The sequence below is a fragment of the Deltaproteobacteria bacterium HGW-Deltaproteobacteria-18 genome (assembly GCA_002841885.1).
Classification (GTDB): Bacteria; Desulfobacterota; Desulfovibrionia; order Desulfovibrionales; family Desulfomicrobiaceae; genus Desulfomicrobium.
This window is the reverse complement of record PHBE01000001.1, coordinates 256702-282950: the sequence shown is the minus strand read 5'-3', so window position 1 is coordinate 282950 and position 26249 is coordinate 256702. Positions and strand designations below refer to the sequence as shown.

Annotated in this window: 20 protein-coding genes; 10 read left to right on the top strand and 10 right to left on the bottom strand. The window is 57.1% G+C overall.

Annotated features, from left to right (window positions below; translation table 11 throughout):
- The first annotated feature begins 5 nt into the window (after positions 1-5).
- Positions 6-2735 (top strand): cation transporter, encoded by a 2730-nt coding sequence (locus tag CVU60_01295; GenBank protein PKN43681.1) that lies wholly within the window; start codon positions 6-8, stop codon positions 2733-2735.
- 227 nt (positions 2736-2962) lie between these two features.
- Here the strand turns inward: CVU60_01295 and CVU60_01290 are convergent, their stop codons facing one another.
- The 4 genes from CVU60_01290 to CVU60_01275 all read right to left on the bottom strand — a co-directional run bounded on the left by CVU60_01290 (position 2963) and on the right by CVU60_01275 (position 6182).
- Positions 2963-3928: a calcium/sodium antiporter gene (locus CVU60_01290; protein PKN43680.1), complete on the bottom strand. Its 966-nt coding sequence runs from the start codon at positions 3926-3928 to the stop codon at positions 2963-2965.
- 203 nt (positions 3929-4131) lie between these two features.
- Positions 4132-5424 carry a hypothetical protein gene (locus CVU60_01285; protein PKN43679.1) on the bottom strand — a complete coding sequence of 431 codons (1293 nt, stop codon included), beginning with the start codon at positions 5422-5424 and terminating at the stop codon, positions 4132-4134.
- Positions 5425-5440: 16 nt separating this feature from the next.
- Positions 5441-5710 (bottom strand): hypothetical protein, encoded by a 270-nt coding sequence (locus CVU60_01280; protein ID PKN43678.1) that lies wholly within the window; start codon positions 5708-5710, stop codon positions 5441-5443.
- 1 nt (position 5711) lies between these two features.
- The gene (locus CVU60_01275; protein PKN43677.1) at positions 5712-6182 is read right to left on the bottom strand and encodes a hypothetical protein; all 471 of its coding nucleotides are present in this window, start codon (positions 6180-6182) and stop codon (positions 5712-5714) included.
- Positions 6183-6757: 575 nt separating this feature from the next.
- On the opposite strand from CVU60_01275, the gene CVU60_01270 reads away from it, so the two are divergent.
- The 3 genes from CVU60_01270 to CVU60_01260 all read left to right on the top strand — a co-directional run bounded on the left by CVU60_01270 (position 6758) and on the right by CVU60_01260 (position 9094).
- Positions 6758-7066 (top strand): ArsR family transcriptional regulator, encoded by a 309-nt coding sequence (locus CVU60_01270; protein PKN43676.1) that lies wholly within the window; start codon positions 6758-6760, stop codon positions 7064-7066.
- Entirely contained in the window at positions 7063-8247 is a 1185-nt protein-coding gene (locus CVU60_01265; protein ID PKN43675.1) for a hypothetical protein, read from the top strand. The genes CVU60_01270 and CVU60_01265 overlap by 4 nt, the downstream gene beginning before the upstream one ends.
- Positions 8248-8407: 160 nt before the next feature.
- The gene (locus CVU60_01260; GenBank protein PKN43674.1) at positions 8408-9094 is read left to right on the top strand and encodes a DUF533 domain-containing protein; all 687 of its coding nucleotides are present in this window, start codon (positions 8408-8410) and stop codon (positions 9092-9094) included.
- A gap of 138 nt (positions 9095-9232) precedes the next feature.
- Here CVU60_01260 and CVU60_01255 read toward each other — a convergent pair whose 3' ends face one another.
- Both CVU60_01255 and CVU60_01250 read right to left on the bottom strand, forming a co-directional pair.
- Positions 9233-10501, bottom strand: a complete 1269-nt coding sequence (locus CVU60_01255) for a sensor histidine kinase (protein PKN43673.1) — start codon at positions 10499-10501, stop codon at positions 9233-9235.
- Positions 10491-11174 carry a DNA-binding response regulator gene (locus CVU60_01250; protein ID PKN43672.1) on the bottom strand — a complete coding sequence of 228 codons (684 nt, stop codon included), beginning with the start codon at positions 11172-11174 and terminating at the stop codon, positions 10491-10493. The genes CVU60_01255 and CVU60_01250 overlap by 11 nt, the downstream gene beginning before the upstream one ends.
- Before the next feature lie 105 nt (positions 11175-11279).
- Between CVU60_01250 and CVU60_01245 the strand changes: the two genes are divergently transcribed.
- Genes CVU60_01245 through CVU60_01235 form a run of 3 tightly spaced genes read left to right on the top strand, consistent with a single transcriptional unit; the run spans position 11280 to position 15239 of the window.
- A complete protein-coding gene (locus tag CVU60_01245; protein PKN43671.1) occupies positions 11280-13283 on the top strand; it encodes a sulfatase in 2004 nt (667 codons plus the stop codon).
- Entirely contained in the window at positions 13280-14902 is a 1623-nt protein-coding gene (locus CVU60_01240; protein PKN43670.1) for a hypothetical protein, read from the top strand. Before CVU60_01245 ends, CVU60_01240 begins: the two co-directional genes overlap by 4 nt.
- A 31-nt stretch (positions 14903-14933) precedes the next feature.
- Positions 14934-15239 carry a lipid A biosynthesis acyltransferase gene (locus CVU60_01235; protein ID PKN43669.1) on the top strand — a complete coding sequence of 102 codons (306 nt, stop codon included), beginning with the start codon at positions 14934-14936 and terminating at the stop codon, positions 15237-15239.
- A gap of 325 nt (positions 15240-15564) precedes the next feature.
- On the opposite strand, the gene CVU60_01230 is transcribed toward CVU60_01235, so the two are convergent.
- A complete protein-coding gene (locus tag CVU60_01230) occupies positions 15565-16521 on the bottom strand; it encodes a 2-dehydropantoate 2-reductase (GenBank protein PKN43668.1) in 957 nt (318 codons plus the stop codon).
- A gap of 399 nt (positions 16522-16920) precedes the next feature.
- Here CVU60_01230 and CVU60_01225 point away from each other — a divergent pair, with 399 nt between their 5' ends.
- Positions 16921-17244, top strand: coding sequence for a hypothetical protein (locus CVU60_01225; GenBank protein ID PKN43667.1), 324 nt, complete (start codon positions 16921-16923; stop codon positions 17242-17244).
- A gap of 100 nt (positions 17245-17344) precedes the next feature.
- On the opposite strand, the gene tsaA is transcribed toward CVU60_01225, so the two are convergent.
- Positions 17345-17839, bottom strand: coding sequence for a tRNA (N6-threonylcarbamoyladenosine(37)-N6)-methyltransferase TrmO (gene tsaA, locus CVU60_01220; protein ID PKN43666.1), 495 nt, complete (start codon positions 17837-17839; stop codon positions 17345-17347).
- 795 nt (positions 17840-18634) lie between these two features.
- On the opposite strand from tsaA, the gene CVU60_01215 reads away from it, so the two are divergent.
- Both CVU60_01215 and CVU60_01210 read left to right on the top strand, forming a co-directional pair.
- Positions 18635-20563 (top strand): SLC13 family permease, encoded by a 1929-nt coding sequence (locus tag CVU60_01215; protein PKN43665.1) that lies wholly within the window; start codon positions 18635-18637, stop codon positions 20561-20563.
- Positions 20564-20587: 24 nt separating this feature from the next.
- Positions 20588-23797 (top strand): pyruvate, phosphate dikinase, encoded by a 3210-nt coding sequence (locus CVU60_01210; protein PKN43664.1) that lies wholly within the window; start codon positions 20588-20590, stop codon positions 23795-23797.
- 79 nt (positions 23798-23876) lie between these two features.
- Here CVU60_01210 and CVU60_01205 read toward each other — a convergent pair whose 3' ends face one another.
- Positions 23877-25226 carry an NAD(P)/FAD-dependent oxidoreductase gene (locus CVU60_01205; protein ID PKN43663.1) on the bottom strand — a complete coding sequence of 450 codons (1350 nt, stop codon included), beginning with the start codon at positions 25224-25226 and terminating at the stop codon, positions 23877-23879.
- 288 nt (positions 25227-25514) lie between these two features.
- Complete coding sequence (locus tag CVU60_01200) at positions 25515-26183, bottom strand: DNA-binding response regulator (protein PKN43662.1); 669 nt, start codon at positions 26181-26183, stop codon at positions 25515-25517.
- Positions 26184-26249: the final 66 nt, after the last annotated feature.

Here is a 26249-nt window from a genome sequence, read left to right as displayed (position 1 = left end):
CCATCATGTTCGAGAAACAGGCATGGCATGCGCGCTCGGCTGAAGCGGTGCTGGCCGCCCTGGAAACGTCGCCCGCAGGCCTCGGCGGGGAGGACGCGGCTCGCCGGTTGAAGACGGTGGGCGCCAACGAGCTGCCCCGACAGGGCGGCGAGGGCCCCTGGCGCATCTTCTGGCGACAGGTGAACAACCCCATAGGCTGGCTGCTCATCGCCGCGGGCTGCATTGCCGTGCTTCTGGACCGGCCGACGGATGCGGCGGTTGTCTTCGGCGCGGTCATCATAAACTCAGTCATCGGCTTCATCCAGGAGTATCGGGCCGGCAAGGCCATCGAGGAACTGGCGACGATGGTGCCCGAGTCGACGACGGTTCTGCGGGAGGGTTCCCCTGTGACGGTGCTTGCGCGGCAACTGGTTCCCGGCGACCTGGTGACCCTGCAGAGCGGCGACCGGGTGCCGGCGGACCTGCGCCTGATCCGGACCAAGAATTTTCTGGTGGAGGAGGCGGCCTTGACCGGCGAGTCTCTGCCGTCGGCCAAGCACACGGAGCCAGCCGCCGAGGATGCCCCCCTGGGGGATCGGCTGTGCATGGCGTACAGCGGTACCATGGTCATGCAGGGCACGGCGACGGGGGTGGTGGTGCATACAGGCAGTTCCACCGAACTGGGGCGCATCAATGAAATGCTCGGTCAGACGGTGCAACTGGAGACGCCGCTGACCCGGCAGTTGGCCAAGGTCAGCGCCGGCATTACGGTTGCCGTCGTGGTGGCCGTGGCGATCTTCATCGCTTTCGGCGTTCTCGTCAAAAACGCCTCCCTGGGCGATGCGCTGATGGTCGCCGTGGCCCTGGCGGTGGCGGCCATCCCCGAAGGCCTGCCGGCCGTCATCACCATCGCCCTGGCCATTGGCGTCCGCCGCATGGCCAATCGTCACGCCGTGGTCCGGCATTTGCCGGCGGTGGAGACCCTGGGCGCCACCTCGGTCATCTGCTCCGACAAGACCGGCACCCTGACCCGCAACGAAATGACGGTGCAGGTGGCCTGGATGGATGGACACGGGTACCGCCTTTCCGGGGTCGGCTACAACCCTGTCGGCGAAATCGAGCATGACGGCATGCATCTGGCGGAACTGCCTCAGGGTCTGAAGGACATGCTGACCCTGGCGGTTCTGTGCAATGATGCCTCCGTACGTCAGGACGGGCATGTCTGGGTCCCGACCGGCGACCCTACCGAGGCGGCCCTGGTGGTGGCGGCCCGCAAGGGCGGCCTTGCCGCCGAGGGGCTGCGCGAGCAGTTCCCGCGTCTGGATGTGATCCCCTTCGAGTCGGAAACCCAGTTCATGGCCACTCTGCACCGCATGAACGGCCAGTCGCTGATTCTGCTGAAAGGCGCGCCCGAGACGGTCATGCAGCGCTGCCTCCTGGACGAGGCGGGTCGGGGGCGCGTCGCCGACGCCATCGAGACATATGCCCGGCAGGGGATGCGGCTCATCGCTTTCGCCCGCAAGGAAGGTGCGGCCGAGGATCGGCTGGAGGAAGGGGAAGAGCGTGACGGCTTCGTCTTTGTCGGCATGGCCGGCATGATCGACCCGCCGCGCAGCGAAGCCATCGACGCCATCCGCGTCTGCCACCGCGCCGGCATTACCGTAAAGATGATCACCGGTGATCATCCCGTGACCGCCGAGGCCATCGGCCGGGAACTGGGCCTGCTCGCGCCTGAGGCAAGGGCGCTGCGCGGCCGGGATCTGGAGGGGCTGAGCGACGAAGAGTTTCGGGATGCGGCCAGGAATACCAACGTGTTCGCCCGCGTCGCCCCCGAGCACAAGCTCCGCCTGGTGGAAGTGCTCCAGGCCATGGGACACGTGGTCGCCATGACCGGCGACGGTGTCAATGACGCTCCGGCCCTGAAGCGGGCCGACATCGGCGTGGCCATGGGGATCACCGGCACCTCCGTTTCCAAGGAGGCGGCCAAGGTGGTGCTCATGGACGACAACTTCGCCTCCATTGCCGCGGCCGTGGAGGAGGGGCGCCGGGTCTACGACAACCTGATCAAGTCCCTGGCCTTCATTCTGCCTGCCAACCTGGCCCTGGCCGCCATTCTGGGCGTGGCCATGTTCTTTTTCCCCACGGTCACGGTCGACGGCAGGAGCGTCCTGCTCATGGCCATGTCGCCAATCCAGATTCTGTGGATCAACCTGGTGGCCAGCATAACCCTCTCGGTGCCCCTGGCCTTCGAGCCCCTCGAACCGAACGCCATGAAGCGTCAGCCGCGCTCGCCGGATGAGCCGGTCTTTTCGTGGTTCATCCTCTACCGCCTTGTCATTGTCGCGACGATCATGACCGCCGGCGGCTGCGGGCTCTTCCTTTGGGATTACTACCGCATCATAGGCGACCTGCCGCTCACGGCAGCCGTCCACGCGGCCGCCCTGGCCGAGGCGCAGACGACCTGCGTGACCGTGGTCACGTTCTCGCAGATCTTCTACCTGCTCAACTGCCGATCCCTGCGCGAGTCCATCTTTGCCCAGGGCGTCTTTTCCAACCCCGTCATCTTTGTCAGTACGGGCGTTCTGCTGCTGTTCCACCTCTGCTTCATGTACCTGCCGCCCATGCAGAGCCTGTTCGGCTCCGTGGCACTGGGCATGCGTTCCTGGCTGGTGGCGATCCTGACGGGATTTTGCGTTCTACCTGTTATCTCCCTTGAGAAATGGTGGCGGCGGGGTGCGGTCAATGGCGCTCCCTGACGCAGCCTGCGCGGTGATTCTGGTTCCGGTTGAATCGAGGTGGTCTGACATGCCAATGAAAAAGCACATGAAGCCGCACTGTTTCAGGCCCAGCGATTTGATTCGTGCCATTCATCATGCTCATAATCATTGACGATGCGAGACTGTGTTTTGCAACGGCATTGTATCGGGTTTTCGTGCACAGTGCCGACTTCCAAGCAGGGGGTGGAAGTCGGCAATGACTGTTGTCAGAAAACCGTACTGATCAGGTAGGCCGTGTAGCCCGCGTAGCAGGCCAGCAGCAAAGCTCCCTCGACGCGATTGATGCGCCCCGGTCCCCGAAAGCCGTAGCCGATGACGAACAGCAACAGGGTCAGTGCGGTCATGACCAGTATGTCCCGGGTGAACACCTCCGCCTCGACGGTCATGGGGCCGATCATGCCGGCGATGCCCACCACCGCCAGGGTGTTGAACAGGTTGGAACCCAGGATGTTTCCAAGGGCAATGTCATGCTCTCCTTTTCGGGCGGCAATGATCGAAGAGGCCAGTTCCGGGAGCGAGGTGCCTACTGCGACTATGGTCAGACCGATGATCAGGTCGCTGACTCCAAAGCCGTGGGCGATTTCAACCGCTCCCCAAACCAGGATGCGGGAGCTCACGATGAGCAGCACAAGCCCGGCCAGCATCCAGAAGATCGCTCGTCGCAGAGGCATGGCGTGGACATCCAGTTCCTGCTCCATCTCGCTTCCCATTGCATCCTCTTTGTTCCGCAACCCTTGCCATATCGTCCAGGCCATCAGGCCGACGAACACGGCAAGGAGCATCGCGGCTTCGAACTGCGTAACTTCACTATCGAAGAGCTGCCATGCCGCCATGAAGGTCACGGCCGCGAGAATGGGCAACTCCTTGCGCAGAACCCGCGAATGCACGGCGATGGGGCTGATAAGCGCAGTGAGACCCAGGATCAGCGCGATGTTGGTGATGTTCGAGCCGTAGGCGTTGCCAAGCGCAATTCCCGGCTTGCCCTGCAAGGCGGCCAGGGCCGAGACCACCATTTCGGGCGCGGAGGTGCCGAAGCCGACTATCACCATGCCGATCAGAAGCGGCGGCATGCCGAAATGTCGGGCGCTGGAGGCCGAGCCTTCGACAAAACGATCGGCGCTCCACACCAGAAGAACAAGGCCACAGATAACGGCGATAAGAGCTAGTGCCATATAGAATTAAAACTCCTTGAAATTGATGTAAGACATTTTGCCTCGGGCGAACATGTATCGTTTTCGTAGCTACTTGCGTGCTGATCAGCTATTTGAATTGCATGATACATGACTTGCAGCCTTTTCGCTTCACCCGTGCTGACCTTGGTCCATTATGACGGTTGAGGATTACCGCAGTTGTTCGATGTTGATCCAGATTTCAATTAACTCTCCGGATCCTTCATCCTGCTGGCCAGAACCTTGTCGACCCGGTTTCCATCGAGATCGATGACTTCAAGTCTCCAGTCCTCCCACTCGGCGACGTCACACGTGCGGGGAACGCTGCCAATCAGCCACATCATCATGCCGCTGAGGGTGTTGTATCTTCCTTTGTGCTCTTCGGGTACTGATTTGAGGTTCAGTCGATCCTTGAGTTCCGGAATTGGTATCAGACCATCGAGAAGCCATGATCCGTCTTCACGCTGAACGCTCCAGACGTCCTCGGGATCGCGCGGTCTGAATTCTCCTGCAAGAGCTTCAAGAACATCCTGGAGTGTGACGAGGCCAAGTATTTCCCCGTATTCGTCTATGACAAAAACCATTTGCACGCCCGACTCTCGGAACTGTTCAAGCAATTTCATTCCTGTAAGGGTTTCCGGTACAAAAATGGCGGGCTGGAGATAATCCTCGATGTTGCCTGATTCGCCTTTTATGCGTTGCTTGAGCAGCCTTTTTGCAGTGATGATACCAAGAGTGTCGTGCAATCCGCCATGACAAACAGGATATCTGGAATGGTCGGAATTCATCAGTTTTTCCAGGCTGTCTTCCAGAGGTACGTCTATGTTCAGATAAACAATTTCGCTGCGGGGAGTCATCAGCGAGGCGATTTGACGATCGTCAAGCCGGAATACATTACGCATTATCTCGTGTTCCTGCTTCTCGATCAGCCCTGCTTGCGAGCCTTCAGCCAGCATGGAGTGAATATCTTCTTCAGTAAGGTTGGCGCTGTTCAGTTCCTTTTTTCCAAGGAGTCGTAACAGTCCGTCAGTTGAAACGGAGAGCAGGAGGACAAACGGGCGCGACACAGTGGCCAGTGCCGAGATAGGTTTGGCCATGAAGGTTGCGATGTCCTCCGCATGGAACTGGCCAATTCTTTTCGGCACCAATTCGCCGACAACAATGGAAAAATATGTGATTACAACTACGACAAGAGTGGTTGCAGTTATCGAACTGGTTTGTTCGTCAAGACCAAACTGGTTGAGCAGGGCGGCAAGAGGACCAGCCAGCGCAGATTCGCCGACTATGCCGTTCATGATGCCGATGGCGGTGATTCCGATTTGGACAGTGGACAGGAACTGCGTTGGATCTTCCCCCAGGCGCATGGCGACAGCAGCGGATTCGTCACCGTCTTCAACAAGTCGCTGAAGCCTGCTTTTTCGTGCTGTCACAAGGGCTATCTCAGACATGGCGAACATGCCGTTGAGTATGATGAGGGCTGCTAATAGTGCGATATCCATTCATTTTCTCCTGAAGTTATTTGGTGTCCTGGCCCGGCAAGTGGAGATCTGCATTCGATGATACAGACCGCCGTCTTAGCGAAAGCTGGGCACGTCCGTAATCCAAAATCGGCTCCCAAGTCCGATTCTTGAAGATATTTTTTAGATGGGCTGGCCGCATAGATATATATTCAGTGACAATATCATAAAAATGCAAGTGCCCCAAGACAGCCGATGCATCCGCATGAAAAATCAATTCAGCACCAATGATTTTTACTCCACAAATCAAAAGACCTGCCTGTATCATTTTAATTGCCTGACAAGTGGATTTTTACATCTTGTCTGACATGGTCACTTTTCGAGGGAGTGACGTTCAAGTTTTTCTGAAAAATTGTCTCCGGCAGCCCTGTGGGTACACCCAATTCCTTCAATTTGAGCATCCAGGATGCCATCATCTCGTCAAGCCAGCCGGATTCGATGTTTTTCAGCGCTTCGATTTGCTTGCGCTGTTCCGGTTTGAGAGTTTCCATGATGGTCCGCCCGATTTCCTCACGCTGCGGGAGACTCAGTCGATCACTTTTGAGCTTGTCCAAAAGAGGTTCGATGATTTCCTGTTGGTGTTGGCCAAGTTTCAGTTCTGCCTCGGAAAGTTGCGATTGCAGGGCCGTCATGTCCATGGATTGCAGATAGTCGACCGCGCCGCCGATGAAACGCGCTGCAAGTACGGTCAGGGTGATGACAAGAGCGGTTCCGATGATTCCGGTCAAGGCCAGGGCCATGAGAATACGTCGCCCCCAACTGCCTGGTTTGGATGCCTTGGATCTGGAATGGTTTTGAATAGGCTTTTGGCGTGGTTCGGTCATCTGATTGTCTCCTCTGTGAACGTTTGGCGTCAAGGTGGTTCAGGGTTTTGGCACGCGGAGCGGTGCAAAAAAAAAAAGACCTTCAGCATGTGTTTCATGCTGAAGGTCTGGCTCATCGGTGGTTTCCGACGGCAGGGCCAAGCGCTTTCGCGCCAGTATTGTTGACCTTGCCTCTGGGAGTTACTCCCCTTCTGTGGCGGATATCTATTTTCTATGCGGCTATTCGTCAATGGCTATTCCGTTCTTCACGGCCAACATTTCGTCAACAGCAAAGACAGCAGGGCCGGGAAGATACTCGTCCCGATAAAGTGGCCTGAGAGAACGCCGTTATTCCGGTTTTGGTTGTCTGGAGTTGATTTATTCAAACTTGACAGGACAGGATATGCCGAGCAAAACGAGCATGTATTCACGAATTATATTTCGTGAATTATGCAACGTTTAAATGTTGTCCCGAATCTTGAGCCCATACACAAACCTCACGGAAAACTCTCATGACCACTCCCCCCCAGGCGTCCTCCTGGACGTTTTTGACCAATCATACGCATGTCCTGTTCTGCCTGTCCCGGGATCCGGGAGTGCGCATGAAGGACATTGCCACCGAGGTCGGCATCACGGAGCGTGCCGTCCAGCATATCGTTGCCGACTTGCGTGCTGCCGGTTATCTGATCGGATCGCGCGAAGGCCGACGGGTCAGGTATACCATCCTTCGCGACCAGCGCCTGCGCCATCCCCTGGAAAGCGGCTGTTGCATTGGCGACGTCCTTGAAGTTCTGGAACGCTTTACGGAAGTTTCAAGATGAAGTGGGTTGTTCTTTGCGCAGGGTGTCTGACCCAGATGATTCTTGGAGGCATTTACGCCTGGAGCGAGTTTGTTCCGCTTCTGACAACCGAATACGGTTTAACATCGAGTCAGTGCGGCTTCATCTTCGGGGCCACCATCGCGGTCTTTACCTGCGTCATGATTCCGGCAGGACGTTTTCTGCAGCGGCGGGGCGTGCGTGCCACGGCTACGATCGGCGCAGTGCTCTTTTCCGCGGGCTATCTGATGGCGTCGCTGTCGCAGGGCAATTTCCCGATGCTGCTTTTGAGCCTCAGCGTAGTCACCGGAGCCGGAATCGGATTCGGATACATTTGTCCCCTGACAGTCTCCATGAAGTGGTTTCCTGACAAAAAGGGGCTCGTGACCGGAGTATCGGTCGCGGGCTTCGGAGCCGGGGCCATCTTTCTGAGCGTCGTGGCCGAGCATCTCCTTGTAGTCCGCGCCATGGACGTGATGCACGTGTTTCGCTTTATCGGCCTCGGATCAGGCGCAATCGCACTATGCAGCGCCCTCGTTATGCGTGAGCCACAGGCGGACAGCCTCACCCCCGGCCACAAGGAAGCCGGCCGGCCGGCTCTCAACTGGAAATTGCTGACTTCGCGCAACTTCCTGCTCCTGTGCCTTGGCATGTTTTGCGGAACCTTCGCAGGGCTGCTGGTAGTGGGCAACCTCAAGCCCGTCGCCCTTTCTCTGGGCCTTGAAAGCTCAAGCGCCACTCTGGCCATCTCGGTTTTTGCCCTCGGTAACGCCATGGGTCGGATAGGCTGGGGGCAGGTTCACGACCGGCTCGGATCGCACCTGACCATCTTTCTTTCCCAGGCATTTCTGGGGCTGAGCATGCTCCTCTTTTTGCTGCCGTCCGTTCCTGCCCTCGTGCTGGTCGCCGTGCTGCTTACGGGCATCGGCTTTGGCGGATGCTTTGTCATCTACGCCGCCTCGATCGTCGACCAACTCGGGATTGACCTTTTTCCCCGCCTATATCCCGTTTGTTTCCTCTGGTACGGTCTGGCCGCGCTCATAGGTCCGCCCCTGGGCGGCATTATTGCCGACGCCACAGGATCGTACGGGATATCCATCGTCATGAGCGCGATGCTGGTCCTTATCACGGCGCCACTGACATGGGTATTGTACCAGCGCAAACAGTTCACAAGGGCTTGCTGAATTGTCGGGGCCCTCTGTGTCGCGGTATTCGCTCATTTTGATCAGAATTACTTCGGTCCTGACGTATGTCGGCACAAAGCTTTTTCGAGGCGGCGAAAATACGGACGTGGCGTTGTGTTCTTTTTCATGAATAGTCACTTCATTTCACGAGGAGTTTTTTATGAGCATTATGAATCTTCTTGATCAGTTGCTTCAGTCAGGACAGGGCGCACTGCAAAATGCCGGAAACCGGGGGAATGCAACGGCCCAAGGGAATCCCCTGGGTTCCCTGCTCACGGGTGCGGGAGGCGGCGCCTTGGCTGCCGGGACAATAGGTGTGCTCATGGGCAGCAAAAAGGCGCGAAAGATGGGAGGAGCGGCTCTCAAATACGGCGGCTTGGCGGCGCTAGGCCTGGTGGCCTACAAGGCTTTCAGCACCTGGCAGCAGAACAACGCCTCCACTACCCAGGTACAGCAACCCCGTACGCTCGACAGGATTCCTGCTCCCGAGGCGGAATTTCATGGCAAGGCGGTTCTGCGGGCCATTATCGCAGCCGCAAAGGCGGATGGCCATATCGACGATCGTGAACGGCAATTGATCGACCAGAGCATCGCGCAGTTGACCAGTGACCTGGAGTTGCAGTCCTGGGTCGACCAGGAACTGCGCAAGCCCATGGACCCTGCGGAAATCGCGACTTCGGCCACGACTCCCGAGATTGCAGCCGAAATGTACCTGGCCAGTCTGCTGATGGTGGACGAGGAAAATTTCATGGAGCGTGCTTATCTGGATGAACTGGCTCGCAAAATGAATTTGGATCCGTCTTTCAAGATGGAGCTGGAACGCCAGGCCAAGTTGGCACATGGCTGACCTCGTGGCCTTGCGCGTCCACGCCTGTGACCTCCCGGAAAATTTTGGATAATGCAATTTTTGAAGAGTTTTCCGGGTTCATGTTTTCTGCAATGGTTTCAGGAGTATTTTGAACTCATTGTATCTACACTTTTTATATTATTTTGTTTTGAATAAGATGTTGAATATACTCCCGCTTGGTGTGTTCTTTTGGATTTCTATTTCCCATTCCTGGTATTCGCATATTCGTTTCACGAGTGACAGTCCCAGTCCCAGTCCATCTCCCCGTGCTCTTTTGCCTCTAAAAAATGGCTGAAAGATAATTTTTTTTTCATCGACAGAGACGCCCATTCCCGTATCTTCAATGCTGAACCCGTCATTGCGTAAAACGATGCAAATCTTTCCTTCGGTTGTGTAGTGCCAAGCATTTCGCAAGAGGTTGGACATGACCGTGCGCAGGAAAGTCGGGTTATGGCCGGCTGAATCCGCCCCGGCGTCGATCAGTTCGAAGTCGAGTCCCTTGGCGCGGATGGCCGGTTCCCACTGTTCCGCCTGTTCCCGTGCCACCTCGACCAGCGTAAGCGCTTCCGGTTCCACGATGTCGGGAGGGCCTGTTCGCGCGAGTATCAGAAATGTCCTGACAAGGTCGCCCATTTCCTTGGCGGCTCGGGCGATGCGTTCAATCTGGGCGCGTTGCCCGGCTTGCAGCTGATTTTCCAGCAGAAGTTCGCACGATGTCGAGATGACCATCAGTGGAGTTCGCAGTTCATGGCTGACGTCGCTGGTGAAGAGTCGTTCGCGTTCGATGGATTGCCTGAGTTGTCCGAGCGTGGTGTCGAAAGCGGACGCCAGATGACCTATTTCATCATCGGAATAGCCCGGTGCCAGGGGGGCCGGCAAAGAGGCAAGCTGATCAACGTGTCGGACTTGTCTGGCCAGACGGGCAACCGGTTTCATCACTTTTCTGGCCATGATCGAGCCAAGTCCCCAGGCGCTGACGATGGAGAGCAGAAAACCCGCCAGAACGACCGAGAAGAGAATTTCCTCCCGGTCCTCAAATTCCTGCTGCTCCTGGAGGAGCATGTATCGAATCCCATTAAGTTCGGTGAGGTAGATATAGGCGGCATCGTGTTCATCCTCGATCTCCGTGAACCCTTCGGGGAAGTCTGCGAAGCGTTCCGGGATCGGATGCTCGGCGGAGTTCGATGCGAAAAAACGGGTTCTCGCGTCAAGCCGCGGGATCCTTCCTGCCTTGATGTCTTCATGGAGAACAGTGCTCAGTTTGCCGTGCAGTTCTTTTGTTATGAGCTGTGTTTCGACAAAATGGACGACGGCTACAATCCCCAGGGAAAAGGAGCCGCTGACAATTACCGTCATGAGAACGAAGGCGCTGACTATGCGCTTGGAGAAGGGCAGGCTAGCGATCATCGGTCTGCTCCGCCAGGCGATAGCCGATGCCGTGCACCGTGTGCAGCAGCGGCGAGTCGAAGGACTTGTCCACGATCTGGCGCAGCTGGTGGATATGGCTGCGCAGGCTGTCGCTGTCCGGACAGTTGTCCCCCCAGAGTTCCCGTTCCAGTTCCTCACGGCGGATTACGGCAGGGCTTTTGCGCATCAGGATCTCAAGAAGCCTCAAGCCGAAGGGATGCAGCCTGAGCGTCCGGCCGGCACGGGTCACCTGTAGGGTATTAACGTCAAAGATGAGGTCGGCGACGCGCAGTTCATGGGACCTTTTCCCCTTGGTCCGTCGGAGCACGGCCTGAATGCGGGCGTGGAGCTCGGACAGGGCGAACGGTTTGACGAGATAGTCGTCGGCGCCGGTGTTGAACCCCTGGATGCGATCGTCAAGCGTGTCGCGGGCGGTGAGCATGATGATCGGAATGTCGAGCCTTGCGTCCTCACGCAGGCGTCTGCAGAGCTGATAGCCGTCGATGCCGGGCAGCATGACGTCCAGCACGATCAGATCGTGTGTCTGGGTGGCTGCCAGGTGCAGGCCTACAAGTCCATCCTGAGCGCAATCGACTGTGTAGCCCTTGAGCTGGAGATAATCGAGCAGGTTGGCGAGAATGTCGGGGTTGTCTTCAACGACCAATATGCGCATGTGGCGGGCCTTGGATAGATTGTTTCACGAATTTTTCACGTCACAACGACAATCGACTCACACCAGGGAAGGTAGAGAGGGGGCAAGATTAATGGAGGTTTGCAAATGTCCCTTTCAAAATACGCTCAGGTGCGTTGCTTGGCCATCGTCCTGGGTGCATGGCTGGTTGTTTTCTTTCTTACCCGCCTCGTCTTGCTGGCAACTCACTTTGGAGATGTCAATACGACATTGCTTGGCGTCCTTGGCATCTTCGGGCTCGGCCTGGTTCACGATCTGAGTTTTCTCAGCTATGCAGCGCTGCCCATTGCCTTGTATCTTGTCCTTTGTCCCGCAAGTTTTTGGCGCAGTCGATGGCAACCAGGGATACTGCGCGGTCTGATCGGGTTGAGTCTATTCGTTATGCTCTTTACTGCCGTTTCGGAATGGATGTTCTGGGATGAGTTTGGGGTGCGCTTCAACTTCATAGCCGTCGATTATCTCGTGTATTCCAACGAGGTCATCAACAACATCCTGGAATCGTATCCCGTTTACCCACTTTTGGCGATACTGGTCATGCTTTCGGCAGTTGGCGTCGGCCTCTCAGGCAAAATCATCGACCGGATTTTTCGGGCGCCTCTTTTGTCACTGCGCGGGCGCGGGTTGCTGTTCGCGGCGGCCGTCGGGGCCTGTCTGCTCGTGACGGCCTTCGTGGGACAGGATTTTACCGTCGAAGGCGGGAACACCGTGCGCCGGGAACTTGCCGGCAATGGTCCTTTCCAGTTTTTCGCCGCGTTTCGCAATAACGAACTCGATTACGATCAGCTTTACGCCACATTGCCCGTTGAGGATCTCGGAGGGCTGCTTCGCCAGGAACTGGCCGAACCAGACTCCCGTTTCATCAGCGCGGATCCTCTTGATATCCGCCGGGATATCGACAACCCGGGGGCGGTCAGAAGGCTCAACGTCATCCTGGTCACGGTCGAGAGCCTGAGTGCGAAATACCTTGGATCCTTCGGCGATTCTCGCAATCTGACGCCGAATCTGGACCGGTTGCAGCCTGAGAGCCTGTTTTTCAAGAATTTTTATGCTACCGGCACACGCACTGACCGGGGATTGGAAGCCATCACGCTGTCCATGCCTCCGACCCCGGGACGATCCATTGTCAAACGCCTCGGCCGGGAAACCGGATACGCCAGTCTGGGCAGACAACTGGAGGCCCGCGGCTATGACAGCGTCTTCCTGTATGGCGGACGCGGTTATTTCGACAACATGAATGCGTTCTTCAGCGGCAACGGGTACCGCATCATCGACCAGACCAGCGTGCCTGAGGCGGAGATCACGTTCAAGAATGCCTGGGGCATGTGCGACGAGGATCTTTACGCTCAGGCGCTGCGGCAGGCCGACATCGATCACGCGGCGGGCAGGCCGTTTTTCTTTCAGCTCATGACCACATCGAATCACCGTCCCTACACCTATCCCGAAGATCGTATCGACATTCCTTCAGGATATGGCCGGGAAGGCGCCGTCAAATACACTGACTATGCCATCGGAGAATTCTTGAAGCAGGCGCGGCAAAAACCCTGGTTTGAAAAGACGATTTTCGTTTTTGTCGCCGATCACAATGCGGGGAGTGCAGGCAAGGAGGACCTCCCGGTTGCCAAGTACCGGATTCCCTTGTTCATATTTGCACCCAAAATTCTGAAGTCCCGGACGGTTTCGACACTCGCCAGCCAGATCGATCTGGCTCCGACTCTGCTTGGCCTCTTGAACCTCGATTACACGTCGACATTCTTTGGACGCAACATCTTGCGTGACGATGTTGCGTCTGGGCGGGCGCTGATCGGAAATTATCAGCATCTTGGTCTGTTTGACGGCCAGAATCTTGTGATTTTGAGCCCCCGTCAGGGCATGCGTCGCCATGAAGACGCGCTGGGGTTGAGTGACGAGTCAAGTGACAGCGCCGCCGATCCGTTGATGCGGCGTAATATTGCTTATTATCAGGGTGCCAGCCATGCATTCAAGACGGGTCTTCTCCGTTGGGTGAACGAGGAGGCGAAAGAGGTGAGCGGAACAAGTCCAAACCTGCCTGACTCTGGTCCTTATACATATCTGGACCACCCGGAGAAATGATGTCTGCCTTCAATCATCGTCCGGCTGTTTTGCTGGGCGGCATGCTTGGTCTGATGGTTCTGCTCTATGCCTGCATATTCGCTCATCGGGATGTGCTGGGTGTGGACATAATGGAGGCCCGCAACCTCATAACTGCAGAAGAAATGATCGAAACAGGACATTGGCTTCTGCCGACATTGCACGGGGAGCCGCGACTGGCCAAACCACCGCTGCCGACATGGTTCACGGCAGGAGCCATGCTGCTCGGCAATTCCGGACTGGACACGGATCTCGCGGTGAATCGCATCCCATCGGCCTTGGCGGGTTTGCTTCTGGCTGTTTCATTTTTCGGATTGACACGTTTCTGGACGAAAAGCACGGCTGCCGCCGCCTGGAGCACAGCCTTTTTGAGCACCAGCTACATGTTCGTGCTCATGGCCCGCCGCAACAGCTGGGATATTTATTGCCATGCCTTCATGCTGGCCGCGATATGGGGAGTGGCGGTGATTGTCGAATCTTCTTCGCCCAGAAGGAAGTTGGCCATTGGGACGGGTTTGCTCCTCGGATTGTCGGGCCTCAGCAAGGGGCCGGTCAGCTATTACGCACTCCTGCTCCCTTTTGCCATAGCGCTGCTGACCACCGGTGGAAGGGTGGGGCTCCGGTCACATGCCCGGGAGCTGGGTCTGGCTCTGGGAATCGGCCTGGTGTTGCCTTCGGTCTGGGGCGCGGCTGCATGGGTGGCGCTGCCACACGATTTCGCGCGCATGATTACTACGGAGCAGGGCGCCTGGATTTCGGAACACACCAAACCTTTCTGGTTCTATCTGCAATTTCCTTTCATGACAGGAGTCTGGTCGTTGTTCGCTCTTGCCGCTCTCTGGGCCGGACATGCGCGAAGCCGGGTCGAGCCATTGCTGCCATATTGGCGTCCGGTCTTGTGGTGTCTTGGCAGTGTGTTTCTGCTCATGCTCGTCCCTGAGAAAAAAGATCGCTACCTGCTGCCCGTTCTCATTCCATTGTGCCAGCTCATGGGCGTGTATCTCACGGGATTGCTGCGCGATCCGGAAAAGGGCGGGCTCTTCGGGCGTGCCCTTATTTGGGCGAACACCGTGATTTTTGGGTTTGCGTGTATTGGAATTCCAATTGCCCTTTACTGGCTACGGGCACATTTTCCGGCCCTCGGCGGTCTTGAACTGATTGGAATCGCGGGGGCAGGTGCGTTCGCTTGCGTGCTTTTGTACAGACTCTGTCGTTCGCAGCACCTGCCGGGTCTTTTCGCTGTCAAATTCTCGATTCTCGGACTTTGCTGCCTGGTGTTGCCGGCCATTGTTCAGCCATTTGTCGGGGACATGTCTGTCCCTCTTAAAAGCATCCGTTCTTTTGCTTCGGAAGGTCCTGTGTTGTCCGACGGCTCTCTTAAAATTCAGGACGCCTGGGTTTTCGGAAGCAAATTTTTGGAGCCGGATGATTACGAAAAAAAGGAACTCCCTGATAAGATTTATTTTGCCTCTCGCAGGGAGCATCCGGTTTTGCCGGAAATGTTACGCGAATATGAGCCTCAGGCTCGGATGGATGTGTGCAGTTCAGACGGCAGGACATTGTATTTTGTCGCTCTTGATCGTCGCATCATTCAAAATTGATTTTTTATGAAAATGAATTTCATGAACTTTAATGGCGTTTAGATGCCTTGGAATATTTATGGAATATTTATCGCAGTGGTGGTTATTAGCTTTTGGTTTTGTAGGCCAGATTTTTTTCTTCATGCGATTTTTTTCTCAGTGGATTGTTTCTGAGAAAGCAAAAAAAAGTATAATTCCAGTAAATTTTTGGTACTTTAGTTTGTTTGGAAGTATTTTTTTGCTTGCCTATGCAATACTTCGGCGAGATTTTGTATTTATTTTTGGACAAGCTGCTGGTTTGATAATTTATACTAGAAATATATTCCTTATTAAGCGTGAAAAAATAAAGACTGCTTGATCGCATGTGTTTTAGTATCGCGTAATATTCTGTATTTATTATATGTTTGTATTTTATCCGCGTTATTTGTTTCGCGATTTTTTCTAAAAAAACTTCCCCATCAGAGGCCGTCGCGACCTGACAGCCAGGCACTCCAAGCTGCCTGGTTATGGCGAAAAGACTTATGAGGTCACCATCGAAAAGGCGTACCCGAAAACCCAGATCATTGCGGGCCACCATGGCCCGTATTTTGTTCTGCCGGCTTCTTGTTCCGGGAGTCAGGGCGAAAGGCAGTCTGGCGCAGAAAACCAGTTCTTTTTAAGTTACCACCCTGCAAAAGCGGAAATTATGCCGGACGGAGCTTTCTACAGGTAAGGGGGATTCGCTCAGGGGATGTGGCTTCGAGCGCTTTGATCAGATCCGTCAACAGTTTGTTGACCGGAGTGGGTATGCCGTGTTCGGCGCCCTTGCGGACGACGGCGCCGTTGATGACGTCGATTTCGGTGGGCCTGCCCTTGCTGATGTCCTGGAGCATCGAGGACTGGTTTTTCCTGGTCATTGCGCAGACCTTTTTGACTCTTTCGAGCTGCGCGTCGCCAGACAGGCTGACGCCCAGAGCCCGGGCCACGGTTTCGGCCTCGGCCACGGCCTGGGCCATGAGGGCTTCGCATTCCGGGATTTCGGCCAGCGTGCCGTTGGGGACCCGCAGCACTGCGGTCAGGGCGTTGATACCCACGTTGACCAGAAGCTTGGACCAGAGCAGGGCATCGACGTCTTGGGTGACGCTGGTGGAGATCCCAGCCTGGTTGAACAGTGCGGCGATGGCGGCGATCTTTTTTTCCTGTCCGGTGCCTGCGGCCAGTACGGTGGGGCCGCTTCCGGCATGGCGGATCTGTCCGGGTCCGAGCAGGGTGGCCGCCTGGGCGGTGATTCCGGCGGCGGCGCGGGAGGTGCCGACCGCAGCCTGGATGAGCTCAAGGTTGCCGAGCCCGTTCTGAAGGGTGAGCACCACTCCGTCCCCGGCCAGCAGTTGCTTTGCGATTTCGCTGGCCTGAGGGGTCGAGCGGGCCTTGGTGCAGAGCAGGATCAGGTCGGCCCGGCGGCCGTACTGACCTGGATCGGTCAGTGCCTTGGCCGAAGTCCTGCGGACCCGGCCATCCATGCCGGTGAGGGTGAGTCCGGTCCGGTTGATGGTCTCGGCGTGTTCGGCATTGGTGGTGAAGAGGCTCACCGGAATCAGCGGAGCAAGCAGGGTTGCAAACAGTCCGCCCATCGCCCCGGCGCCAATGATCAATGTCTCCATCACTTCTCCTTTTCTCGGCAGTGTTGCCGGTGGATGCCGCGCAGCCAGACGCGGGCTGAGTTCCGGGAAAACTGCAAATCCGTTTCGAACAGGTCAATTCGTGCCTCCGCCGACCGGCGGTCAGGCGCTTCAAACGCATCGAAAACATTAGGCCCGTTCAAGGTCCTGCCTGGGCGGGTAATCTTTCGAACCGGATCGTCTTTTTTGTCAGTCCCTGCAAGTGGCGCACATGAAGCGGATGTGCTAACATGTTGTTTCAACCACATATTTTGGTTGGAGCATATGATTGTGCCTTGTAGCGTGCCTCGGGAATGGCCGAAAGTGAAAAAATGGTCTGGATGCGCGTCAGCAGCAGGGCAGGAAAAGCGTAACCCGTAATTGTGCAAGGAGCTGATTTTGATGCAGGAAAAAAAAGATGCCTATGTGCAGAAACTCAAGGCGAAAATTGATGAATGGAATGCCGAAATCGATCTTTTGACCGCAAAGGCCGACCAGTCTCGGGCGGATCTGAAGCTTGGCTACCTTGAACGCATCGAGGAAGTGAGGAAAAAACGCAGTGAGCTTGAAGAGAAGATGAAGGCACTGCAAGAGGCCGGCGAGTCCGCCTGGGATGAACTCAAAGAGGGACTGGAAGAATCGTTTCAGGTCTGGAAGGAGAGTTTTTCCAAGGCCAAGGACGCGTTTGGCCAAGGATTCAAGGAAGGGAAAAAAGACAGGGACTGACGCGTGGTCGCACACCTGGCCTTGCCTTGGTCAGGAGGCGTGGGCGTGATTTTTTGAGTGACCATGCCCGCGCAGGGAGAGTCTGGCCGTTTTGTTCCGCTTATGCCTTGGGATCTACGAAGCGTTTGTCGGAGCGCACCCGGCCGGCCTCGTCCTGATGGGCTTCGGCCCAGCCGGAGACGGCTTCGGGGAAGGAGTCGAAGGTTCTGAAATAGGGCTTGATGTCCAGAAGCGGGGTGCCGTCCAGGACATCCACGTCGAGGATGTGCAGGATGTTGCCTTCGATGCGCTCCAGCCTCACGATGGACATTCCGATCTGGTTGGGGCGTCTTGGGGCGCGGGTGGAAAAGAGGCCGCGCTTGGCCGGTTCCATGAAAGGAACGATGGTCAGGTCGAAGCCTTGGCTCATGTGGAAGTGGTAGAGCAGATAGATGTGGGAAAATCCCTCCAGGTCCCTCAGGCCGGGGGCCAGCGTTTCCTCCAGCACAATCCGGCCGGGTACATCGCGAGCGCCGCAAGGCTGGATGGGCATGTTGGCCCTGTCGGTGAAAGGGGAATTGATGACGCCGATGGGCCGGACGCTGATTTCATCCATGGATGGTTCCGTTTTTTAGTTTTTTTGGATCGTGAAGACGGGAGGCATCGGTAAATCACGCGGAAAAGTCCAAGTTCTATCCAGGCGCTACACGATTTTCATCGATCTCTGTGTTCCATGTCCTTCAATTGATCAAAGCTGACATTGATCGGACGGCCCGGTTTACCCAATTTTTGCCTTGTCCCTGCCCACAAGGCGATTGCTGCCGCCATGGCGAGCATTGTAGCGATAATGAGAGTCGTTTTCATGTAGTCAGGATAGCATGTGAAATATGGAACAATCAAGAGAAATACGTAAGGAAATTTAATTAGAGAATCCGCGATTTGTCTCAGTGTAAATACGAAAATGCCAGAAGCTTGGGATGTGAGGGGTTCGAAATCATGTGTTCGGCAGATCTCAACGAATGAGGCAATCAACGTTGTCAGCCATGACGAGCCTGGAAGAGCAACTGAATGTAGGGAATTTCGGCCAAGTTCGGTCTGATTATTCATAGCGGGATCACTAAAATTGGCCATCGAAATATAGGACATGCTTGGCCTGCGACCCAGTCATCGAACACGGAAAAACCTTGTTTATCAGCCGGATTGATGCCGCGCCGCTTGAAACGGCATTTACGATTGAGTTTTCCTGACAATCCCGGCAGATTGCTTATTGATTGAGGATTTTGCCAAATCGCCCCGTCCTTGTGCACGGCTCGGTAACGATTTCAATAATAACATGTTTTTTAATCGTTTGCCCTGACCAGTCCATTACGGAGCGCGTCGCATGAAATGAGGATCCCGGAGGAGTGGTAACATGACCTATGACCAAGCCCTCATCATGGCGATCATAGCCGCTGTCATCGGCATGTTCCTGTGGGGTAGGTGGCGGCACGACATGGTGGCCATCGGGGCGCTCGTGCTTTGCGTGTTGACAGGATTGATCGAGCCGCAGGCAGCTTTTGCGGGATTTGGTCATCCCGCCGTGGTTACCGTGGCTTGCGTGCTGGTGCTGAGCCGCGGCCTGCAATCTTCCGGCGCGGTGGATGTGCTGACCAGGACTGTATTGCCGTCCAGCGCCGGCCCTACGCTCAGCATCGCCGCCCTGGCCGCCCTGGCTGCGGTGCTGTCGGGCTTCATGAACAATGTCGGCGCGCTGGCCCTGCTGATGCCGGTCGCTATCCAGGTCGCCGGACGCCTTGACCTGCCTCCCGGCAAGGTCTTGATGCCTTTGGCCTTCGGGTCGATTCTGGGCGGCACCACAACCCTGATCGGCACTCCACCGAACCTGATCATCGCGGGTTTTCGAGCCGACCAGCCGGGCACGAGCGCCTTCGGAATGTTCGATTTTTCAATGGTCGGCCTGCCGCTGACCCTGGCGGGAGTCGTCTTTATCTCCCTCGTTGGCTGGCGTCTTGTCCCGGCGCGCAGACAGGCGGGAGCCGCGGGATTTGAAACGAGCGCCTACATCACCGAGGTCCGCGTGCCGGACGGCAGCGCCTCTGAAGGCAAGCAGGTGCAGGAGATCACGGCGGTTCTGCAGGAGCTTGACGTCCAGATGCTGGATCTTGTGCGACACGACCTCCATGTCCGTTCCCCTCGGCCCGGCAAGATAGTGCGTGCCGGAGACATCCTGATCCTGGAGGCTGATGTGGGGGCTCTGAGTGAAGTGCTTTCACGTCTTGATCTCAAGCTGGAAGAGGACAAACAGCAGGTGGATCCAGAGCATAAGGATGCCCTGACTGGGGATGAAGATCCGTTCGATGATGAAGTGGAAACGACGGAGACGGGCGTGGGTGATACTCCGTCGAACAGTGTCGAAGGCAGTTCCGAAGAGCTGTCGGACCTTGAGGCGTCTGAAGAAGAATCCGGGGACTCAGGGCGCGAGACGGAGACTTCGCTGATGGAAATGGCCGTGCTGCCGGAGTCCAGGATTGTCGGCAGTTCGGCCAGCGATCTCTTGCTGCGGACCCGTTACGGCATAAATCTGCTTGCTGTTGCCCGTCAGGGAGAATGCACCATGGCCCGGTTGCGATCTCTGCTGATCAAGCCCGGCGACGTGCTTTTGATGCAGGGGCAGACTGACAGCCTGAACAGCTTCGCGGGCAGTTCGGGCTGCGTGCCGCTGGCCCAGAGGGATCTGCGCATCCCCGACAAGCGCAAGGCGCTCATGGCCACGGGCATCATGGTGATTTCTGTGAGTTTGGCTGCCTTTGGGCTGCTTCCCGCGGAAGTCTCTTTCGCCGCCGGAGTACTGGCATCCATGGCGCTGCGCACGTTGCCCATGCGCTCGGTTTACGAGGCGGTGGACTGGCCGGTGGTTGTGCTGCTGGCGGGGCTTTTGCCCGTTGCCGGGGCCATGCAGAGCACGGGCGCGGCCGATCTCATCGCGCGCCTGCTGCTTGAGAACGTGGCCCAGGGCAATCCCTTTGTCGGACTGGCGGTGGTCATGGTCACGACCATGATGCTGACCGATCTCATGAACAACGCCGCAACGGCGGCCGTGATGGCTCCCATCGGGCTGGGTGCGGCGATCCAGCTCGGCGTCAATCCGGACACTTTCCTGATGGCCGTTGCCATTGGTGCCTCGTGCGCCTTTCTGACCCCCATCGGGCACCAGAACAACACCCTGATCCTTGGCCCCGGGGGATTCAGTTTCGGCGACTACTGGCGCATGGGGTTGCCTACGGATTTGGTGGTCCTTGCCCTCGGACTCCCGCTTCTGGTCTGGTTCTGGCCCCTGTAGCCTGAAAGTTCGGCAGGAGCGGAAATGGTCTGCCAGGCTGAAAATCGAGCAGGTTGCGGCGATGGGCCTTTGATCCGGACAACGATTTTTCAGGATGCACTTTTTTTTGAGGAGAACTCCATGCCATTTTTTTCCAAGCAAGACTCGTGCAGGTTGCTGGCCGACCAGGACGGTCCGGGCGCGCGACGTTTTCGGCATTACGATGCCTTTCTGGAGCACAACCATCGTGCGCTGCGCATCCTTGCGGAGCTTGAAATGCTGGACCGGGGGGCTGGACTGGCTACCTTGGCCTTCATTCAGCGTCGTGGCGCGGAGCTTCTGAATCAGGTCAAGGGGCTGGTGGAGTCCTTGAATGAGCTTTCGGGCCATCGGTACGACGAGCTTATCCTTGTTTTCGATACCGTGGCTGGAAAGCTGCAGGCCTTGATTCAGCGTGAAAGACCCATCATCGACGGTCCTCTGACGCTGCCGTTTCCGAAGCTTGGTGCCGGGGACATGCCCCTGTCCGGTGCCAAGGCCGCCAATTTGGCCCAGATCGCGAATGTGCTCGGACTGCCGGCGCCGGACGGATTTGTCGTCACGACCGCAGGCTGTGATCTCTTTCTGCGTGGAAACGGCTTGCTCGAATCCGTGGAAGAAATGCTGGCCGGTTTTGATCCGGGTCTGGCTGGCAGCCCGGATGCGTGTCGCATGGTCCGGGAAAAAATACTGGCTGCCCCGTTGCCGAGCGCTCTTGAGCAGGCCATGCAGGACGAATATCTCGCCCTGTCCCGGCGGCTTGGCCGCAAGCCAGAACTGGCTGTGCGCAGCAGCGCCGTGGGCGAGGATACGGCGGCGTCCTTTGCCGGTCAGTACACAAGCGTGCTGCCGGTCAAGGAAGAGGACTTGTCCACGGCCTTTCGAACCGTCCTTGCCAGCAAATACACTCCACGCGCCATCCTGTACCGGTTGCGGTACGGGCTGTCCGACGCGGCCACTCCCATGGCGGTGGCCGCCGTGGATCTGGTCGATGCAAAGGCCAGCGGCGTCCTCTATACTGTCGATCCTTCCACCCCGCAGGCTGGTCAGGCCCGCATTGACGCGGCTCTTGGCCTTGGTGAGCAGGTGGTCGGGGGGAGCGTTTCGCCGGATGTGTTCAGGGTTGATCGCGATGCGTTCTCCATCGTCCAGCGCAGCATCCAGCCCAAAGGCGAAGAGGCGCAAATCGAGGCGCCCGCCCTGGCGGATTCAAGCGTCATTGATCTGGTGCGTTCAGGCCTTTTGCTTGAGGCTCATTTCGGCGTGCCGCAAGACATTGAATGGGCTGAGGATGCAGATGGGCGGATCGTTTTTCTTCAGTCGCGCCCCCTGGGCATCGCCCCTGTCGGCAAACCCTCGCCCGCCCTGAATACCGAAGGCATGGAACTGGTCTTGTCGGCAGGGCAAACGGCGTCACCCGGCAGAGTTTCGGGCATGGCAGTCCTTGTTACAGCCGACCTTACGCCCGAGCAGGCCGAGAATGCCATCCTTGTCGCCCGCACGGCCGCACCTGATCTGGCTCCCTATATGAGCCGGGTCCGGGGGCTGATCACCGATCTTGGCGGCGTGGCCAGCCACCTTGCATCCGTGGCCCGGGAGTTCAATGTTCCGGCTTTGATGGATACCCGCGAGGCCACGGCGAAAATTTCCACCGGCCAGGAGATCACCCTGCTGGCCGAGGATGGGGCGGTCTACCTGGGCCTTGTCCCCGAATTGAACCGCAACCTTCCAGCCCGGGCAGAAGATGAAGATCGGGGGCCCATCGGCAGGCACCTGCGCGAGCTGCTGGAGCGCATCTCGCCGCTGAATCTGACCGATCCCAAGGCGCCGGAGTTCACTCCTAAGGGGTGTCGCACCCTGCATGACCTGATCCGCTTCGCCCACGAAAAGGCCATGGAGGAAATGTTCAACATTTCGAGGCTAGCCGGCGATTCCGTGGTGTCGCGAAGCATGAGCGCCAATATCCCGTTGGAAATGCATTTCATCGACCTGGGCGGCGGTTTGGCCGAGGGGCTCGGCACCTGCGACGAGATTCTTCCGGAGCACATCCGCTCCAAACCCATGGCCGCACTGTGGCGAGGGCTGGCCCATCCGGGAGTGACCTGGGCCGGTAACGTGGATCTGAGCGGACGCAACTTCATGGCGCTCATGTCCGGAAGCATGGGGCCTGGCGGCGCCGTTCCGCCGCAAACGAAATCCTACGCCCTGGTCTCCGCCGAATACCTGAACCTGAGCGTCAAGTTTGGATACCACTATTCGAATCTGGACGTGCTCTGTTCCGATGAGCCGGATGCCAACACCCTGACCCTGCAGTTCTCGGGCGGGGCGGGCACCATCTCCGGCAAGGCCCTGCGTATCGAGTTCCTGTCCAATGTGCTGGAGCGGCTGGGCTATGAGGTGAGTGTCAGCGGAGACATGCTGCAGGCCGCTCAGAGGGGGCTGGACTGCCCGGCCATGGAAGAGGTGCTGGACCAGACCGGTCGGTTGCTGGGTTGCAGCAGGCTGCTTGATCTCGCCATTCCGAACCAGACGGAGGTGCAGACCCTGACCGAGATGTTCTTCAGGCAGGAATATGATTTTCTGGATCGTTCCGAAAAGCGCCTTCCCGGTTTTTATGCGTCTTTTGGCCAGTGGTCCCTTGCCGAAATGGACGGCCGGGAGGTCATCATGCAGGACGGAGCGTACATGGGGCAGACGGTCTCCTGCGCTCTGCATTCCGCGGCGAGTTCGGTTTTGGGCAAACGATACCGGAAGTTTCTGGAGAAACGGCATGCCCGGCACTACTACCCCGCAGCGGTGAAGCGTGACAGCGGTCATAAAGACGGGCGCATCACGGTTGATGTGCGCATCGAGGGCGGATGCGTGGACCTCGCTGCCGGGGTGGCTTTCGGTCTGACCAACGTTGGAAATTGCCTGGTCCTGGCTGTGGATGCCGCTGCGAAAGAGTTGCAGCTTCTTGAATTTGTCAACAATACCAGACGATTTTTGGATCGTATCACCATTGAGGTGCCTTTGGGCAGCTGGCTTGGTCTGGAAGTGACGGTGGCGGGCAAGGAGATAACGGCCGGCCTGGTGGGAGGGCGGGGCCTGCGCTTCACGGCTCCCCGAACCGTCACCGATTACGTCGGTCTCTGGACCAAGGGGGACACCACGGCCTATTTCAGGAATCTGGAGACGGCCGGCCCCGTGCAGGAAGAAACGCGACCACGGGAGTGAGCCCTGATTGGGGAAAATCGCAGGAGCGGACGAACGGCCGCTCCTGCCGTGATACCTTTTCTTGCAGGTAGTTTTCGGGTTACCGGAACATGTATTTCATTGCGTAGCCAAAAGACGGGTATGCCCACAGCATGGAACGCAATTCGTCCACATCGACCTTCGTGCGCATGGCCAGGGCGAAAAGGTTGACTGTCTCCTCCGCCGAGTCACCCAGAACATGCGCCCCCAAGAGCTGACGCGTGTCTTTTTCGACCAGCAGCTTGAAACCCGCGCATTTTTGTCCGATCCGCTGGTATTCCGACCATCCTGCCGCATCACCCTGAACCACATCGAACTGCATTCCCCGCTCGCGAGCTTCTTCTTCGAGCATGCCCACGGCGGCCAGCGGCGGGTAGGTGAACAGGGAAAATGGCGTTACGTGCGGTCCCATCGTGTGTTTTGGGCCTTCGATGATGTTTTTGGCCACGACTTCCGCCTCCACGCTGGCCACCGGAGTCAGGGGCATGGTTTCGGCGATGACGTCTCCGGCGGCAAAGACCCGGGGATTGGAGAGACTCTGCATGTACGCGTTGACGGCGACCCCGCCATTGCGCGTGTCGACGTTGCCGCTGGGCAGATCGAGGCCTGCCAGGGCCGGGATGCGTCCGGCCGCATTGAAAATCGCATCCGCCACGAAGCGTTGTCCGCCATCTTCTCCGGCCTTGAGCAGCAAGGCTCCGTCAGCCTCTTCGATGGATCGGGGCGGACAGTTGCGATGGAATGTGACGCCCATTTTTTCCAGATGTCCGGTCAGTCTCTGCACCAGGTCGGCATCGAATTTTTTGAGGAAACGCCCGCTGCGATGAACGATCGTCACCTGGGCCCCGGCCGCTGCCGCGATGTGGGCCAGTTCAAAGGCGATGAATCCGCCACCGATGAAGACTATTCTTTGCGGCAGGGCGGACATGGCCAGAAAATCGTTGCTGGATGACAGGTGCCTGCTTCCCGGGATCTGCAACTCCCTGGGCGTTGATCCGGTCGCAATGCAGATGCGGGAGGCTTCAAGTCGTGACTCGCCGCAGATGATGGTGCCTGGACCTGCAAATCTGCCGGCCTCGGTGAAAGTCTGGATGCCAAGGTTTTGATAGTGCTCCCGGATTTTGTCCGGCAGGCCGTCGGTGAAAGTGCGCTTGAAGCGCATGAGCTCCGTCCAGTCGAGTTTTGCGGAGCCGACCGGGCCTGATCCGGAGGCATTGTTGAATCGCTCCACGGTCTCGGCGGCATCGGCCATCACTTTTTTGGGTTCGCAACCGTGCAGCGGACAGGTGCCGCCAAAGCCGTGGCTTTCCAGCAGTGCGACATCAAGGCCGGCTTTGTGGCAGCGCGAGGCGATATGGCCTCCGGCAACTCCGGAGCCCAGAACGATGACGTCGAATTTTCGAGTTTTCAAAAGGCAACTCCATGTGTTCAGATTTCAAAATCCGGGTTCAGAAAATGGCGTAACCATACATATTTGCGAATGTATCTTGATTTACCGAGTTTTCCTTTGAGATCTTTTCCGCAACTGTTTTTTTGGCATGCGTCTGAAATCTCAAAATTTGGATTGTCCTGAATGGATGGTACATGTAATTCTGCCGCTTTTCAAATCATGAGGACGAAAAACAGATTCGGGGAGGTTTGCTTGCGCATGACGGCAAGAGATGCGTTGGCTTTGGGAAAGGGGTTTTAGGCGACGGTATTACTTCTCTATGTCCTCTTCATACATTTCGGCGAGAACATACATTTTGCGCTGACGCAGGTCGGCCAGATTGCTCAGGCCAAGTTTTTCCAGGATGTTCGACCTGTGCTTGTGTACGGTTTTGACGCTGATGAAAAGCGCGTCGGCAATCTCCTTGCTCTTTTTCCCGTCGATAATGAGTTTGACGATTTCCCTTTCCCTGCTCGTGAGGTCGGTCAGGGGCGGCATGGCCTTTCGTTGGCGGTTGACGAAGAGGTAGGCTTCCACGATCAGTCTCGCCAGTTTGGGACTGATGAACATCATGTCCCGCAGGGCGTAGTGAATGCCCAGAAAAAGTTCTTCCGGTCCAGCCCCCTTGAGGACATAGCAGTTTGCTCCCCATTCCAGCGCCTCGAAAAGCAGTTCGTTTTCTTCCTGGGCAGTCAGTACTATCACTGGAATTTCTGGTGCCACCCGCTTTGTGTGACGCAAAACATCGATGCCGGAAATATCCGGCAGCAGGAGGTCGAGGAGCACAACGTCGGGACGATTGGAGTCGAAAAGACGAATAGCCTGTTTTCCGCTCGCCGTGTCGGCTTCGACCGAATACTCGTTTTTGGTCTCTATAATGGTCTTCAGGCCCAAACGCAGCAGGTCATCGTCTTCAACCAGCAGGATTCTTTTTTTCATTGTACACTTCTCCCAAACTGATGCATGCCACGCGATCAGCTGGAGTTCAAGTCCTGCCTGGCACAA

Excerpts from the sequence above, each read along its gene's own strand:
- CVU60_01270 (PKN43676.1), top strand. The coding sequence starts at position 6,758 with ATGACCACTCCCCCCCAGGCGTCCTCCTGGACGTTTTTGACCAATCAT.
- CVU60_01250 (PKN43672.1), bottom strand. The coding sequence starts at position 11,174 with ATGCGCATATTGGTCGTTGAAGACAACCCCGACATTCTCGCCAACCTG.
- tsaA (PKN43666.1), bottom strand. The coding sequence starts at position 17,839 with ATGGATGAAATCAGCGTCCGGCCCATCGGCGTCATCAATTCCCCTTTC.
- CVU60_01235 (PKN43669.1), top strand. The coding sequence starts at position 14,934 with ATGGCGTTTAGATGCCTTGGAATATTTATGGAATATTTATCGCAGTGG.
- CVU60_01230 (PKN43668.1), bottom strand. The coding sequence starts at position 16,521 with ATGGAGACATTGATCATTGGCGCCGGGGCGATGGGCGGACTGTTTGCA.
- CVU60_01225 (PKN43667.1), top strand. The coding sequence starts at position 16,921 with ATGCAGGAAAAAAAAGATGCCTATGTGCAGAAACTCAAGGCGAAAATT.
- CVU60_01245 (PKN43671.1), top strand. The coding sequence starts at position 11,280 with ATGTCCCTTTCAAAATACGCTCAGGTGCGTTGCTTGGCCATCGTCCTG.
- CVU60_01285 (PKN43679.1), bottom strand. The coding sequence starts at position 5,424 with ATGGATATCGCACTATTAGCAGCCCTCATCATACTCAACGGCATGTTC.
- CVU60_01200 (PKN43662.1), bottom strand. The coding sequence starts at position 26,183 with ATGAAAAAAAGAATCCTGCTGGTTGAAGACGATGACCTGCTGCGTTTG.
- CVU60_01275 (PKN43677.1), bottom strand. The coding sequence starts at position 6,182 with ATGGCCCTGGCCTTGACCGGAATCATCGGAACCGCTCTTGTCATCACC.
- CVU60_01215 (PKN43665.1), top strand. The coding sequence starts at position 18,635 with ATGACCTATGACCAAGCCCTCATCATGGCGATCATAGCCGCTGTCATC.
- CVU60_01265 (PKN43675.1), top strand. The coding sequence starts at position 7,063 with ATGAAGTGGGTTGTTCTTTGCGCAGGGTGTCTGACCCAGATGATTCTT.
- CVU60_01240 (PKN43670.1), top strand. The coding sequence starts at position 13,280 with ATGATGTCTGCCTTCAATCATCGTCCGGCTGTTTTGCTGGGCGGCATG.
- CVU60_01255 (PKN43673.1), bottom strand. The coding sequence starts at position 10,501 with ATGATCGCTAGCCTGCCCTTCTCCAAGCGCATAGTCAGCGCCTTCGTT.
- CVU60_01280 (PKN43678.1), bottom strand. The coding sequence starts at position 5,710 with ATGATACAGGCAGGTCTTTTGATTTGTGGAGTAAAAATCATTGGTGCT.
- CVU60_01290 (PKN43680.1), bottom strand. The coding sequence starts at position 3,928 with ATGGCACTAGCTCTTATCGCCGTTATCTGTGGCCTTGTTCTTCTGGTG.
- CVU60_01210 (PKN43664.1), top strand. The coding sequence starts at position 20,588 with ATGGTCTGCCAGGCTGAAAATCGAGCAGGTTGCGGCGATGGGCCTTTG.
- CVU60_01260 (PKN43674.1), top strand. The coding sequence starts at position 8,408 with ATGAGCATTATGAATCTTCTTGATCAGTTGCTTCAGTCAGGACAGGGC.
- CVU60_01295 (PKN43681.1), top strand. The coding sequence starts at position 6 with ATGTTCGAGAAACAGGCATGGCATGCGCGCTCGGCTGAAGCGGTGCTG.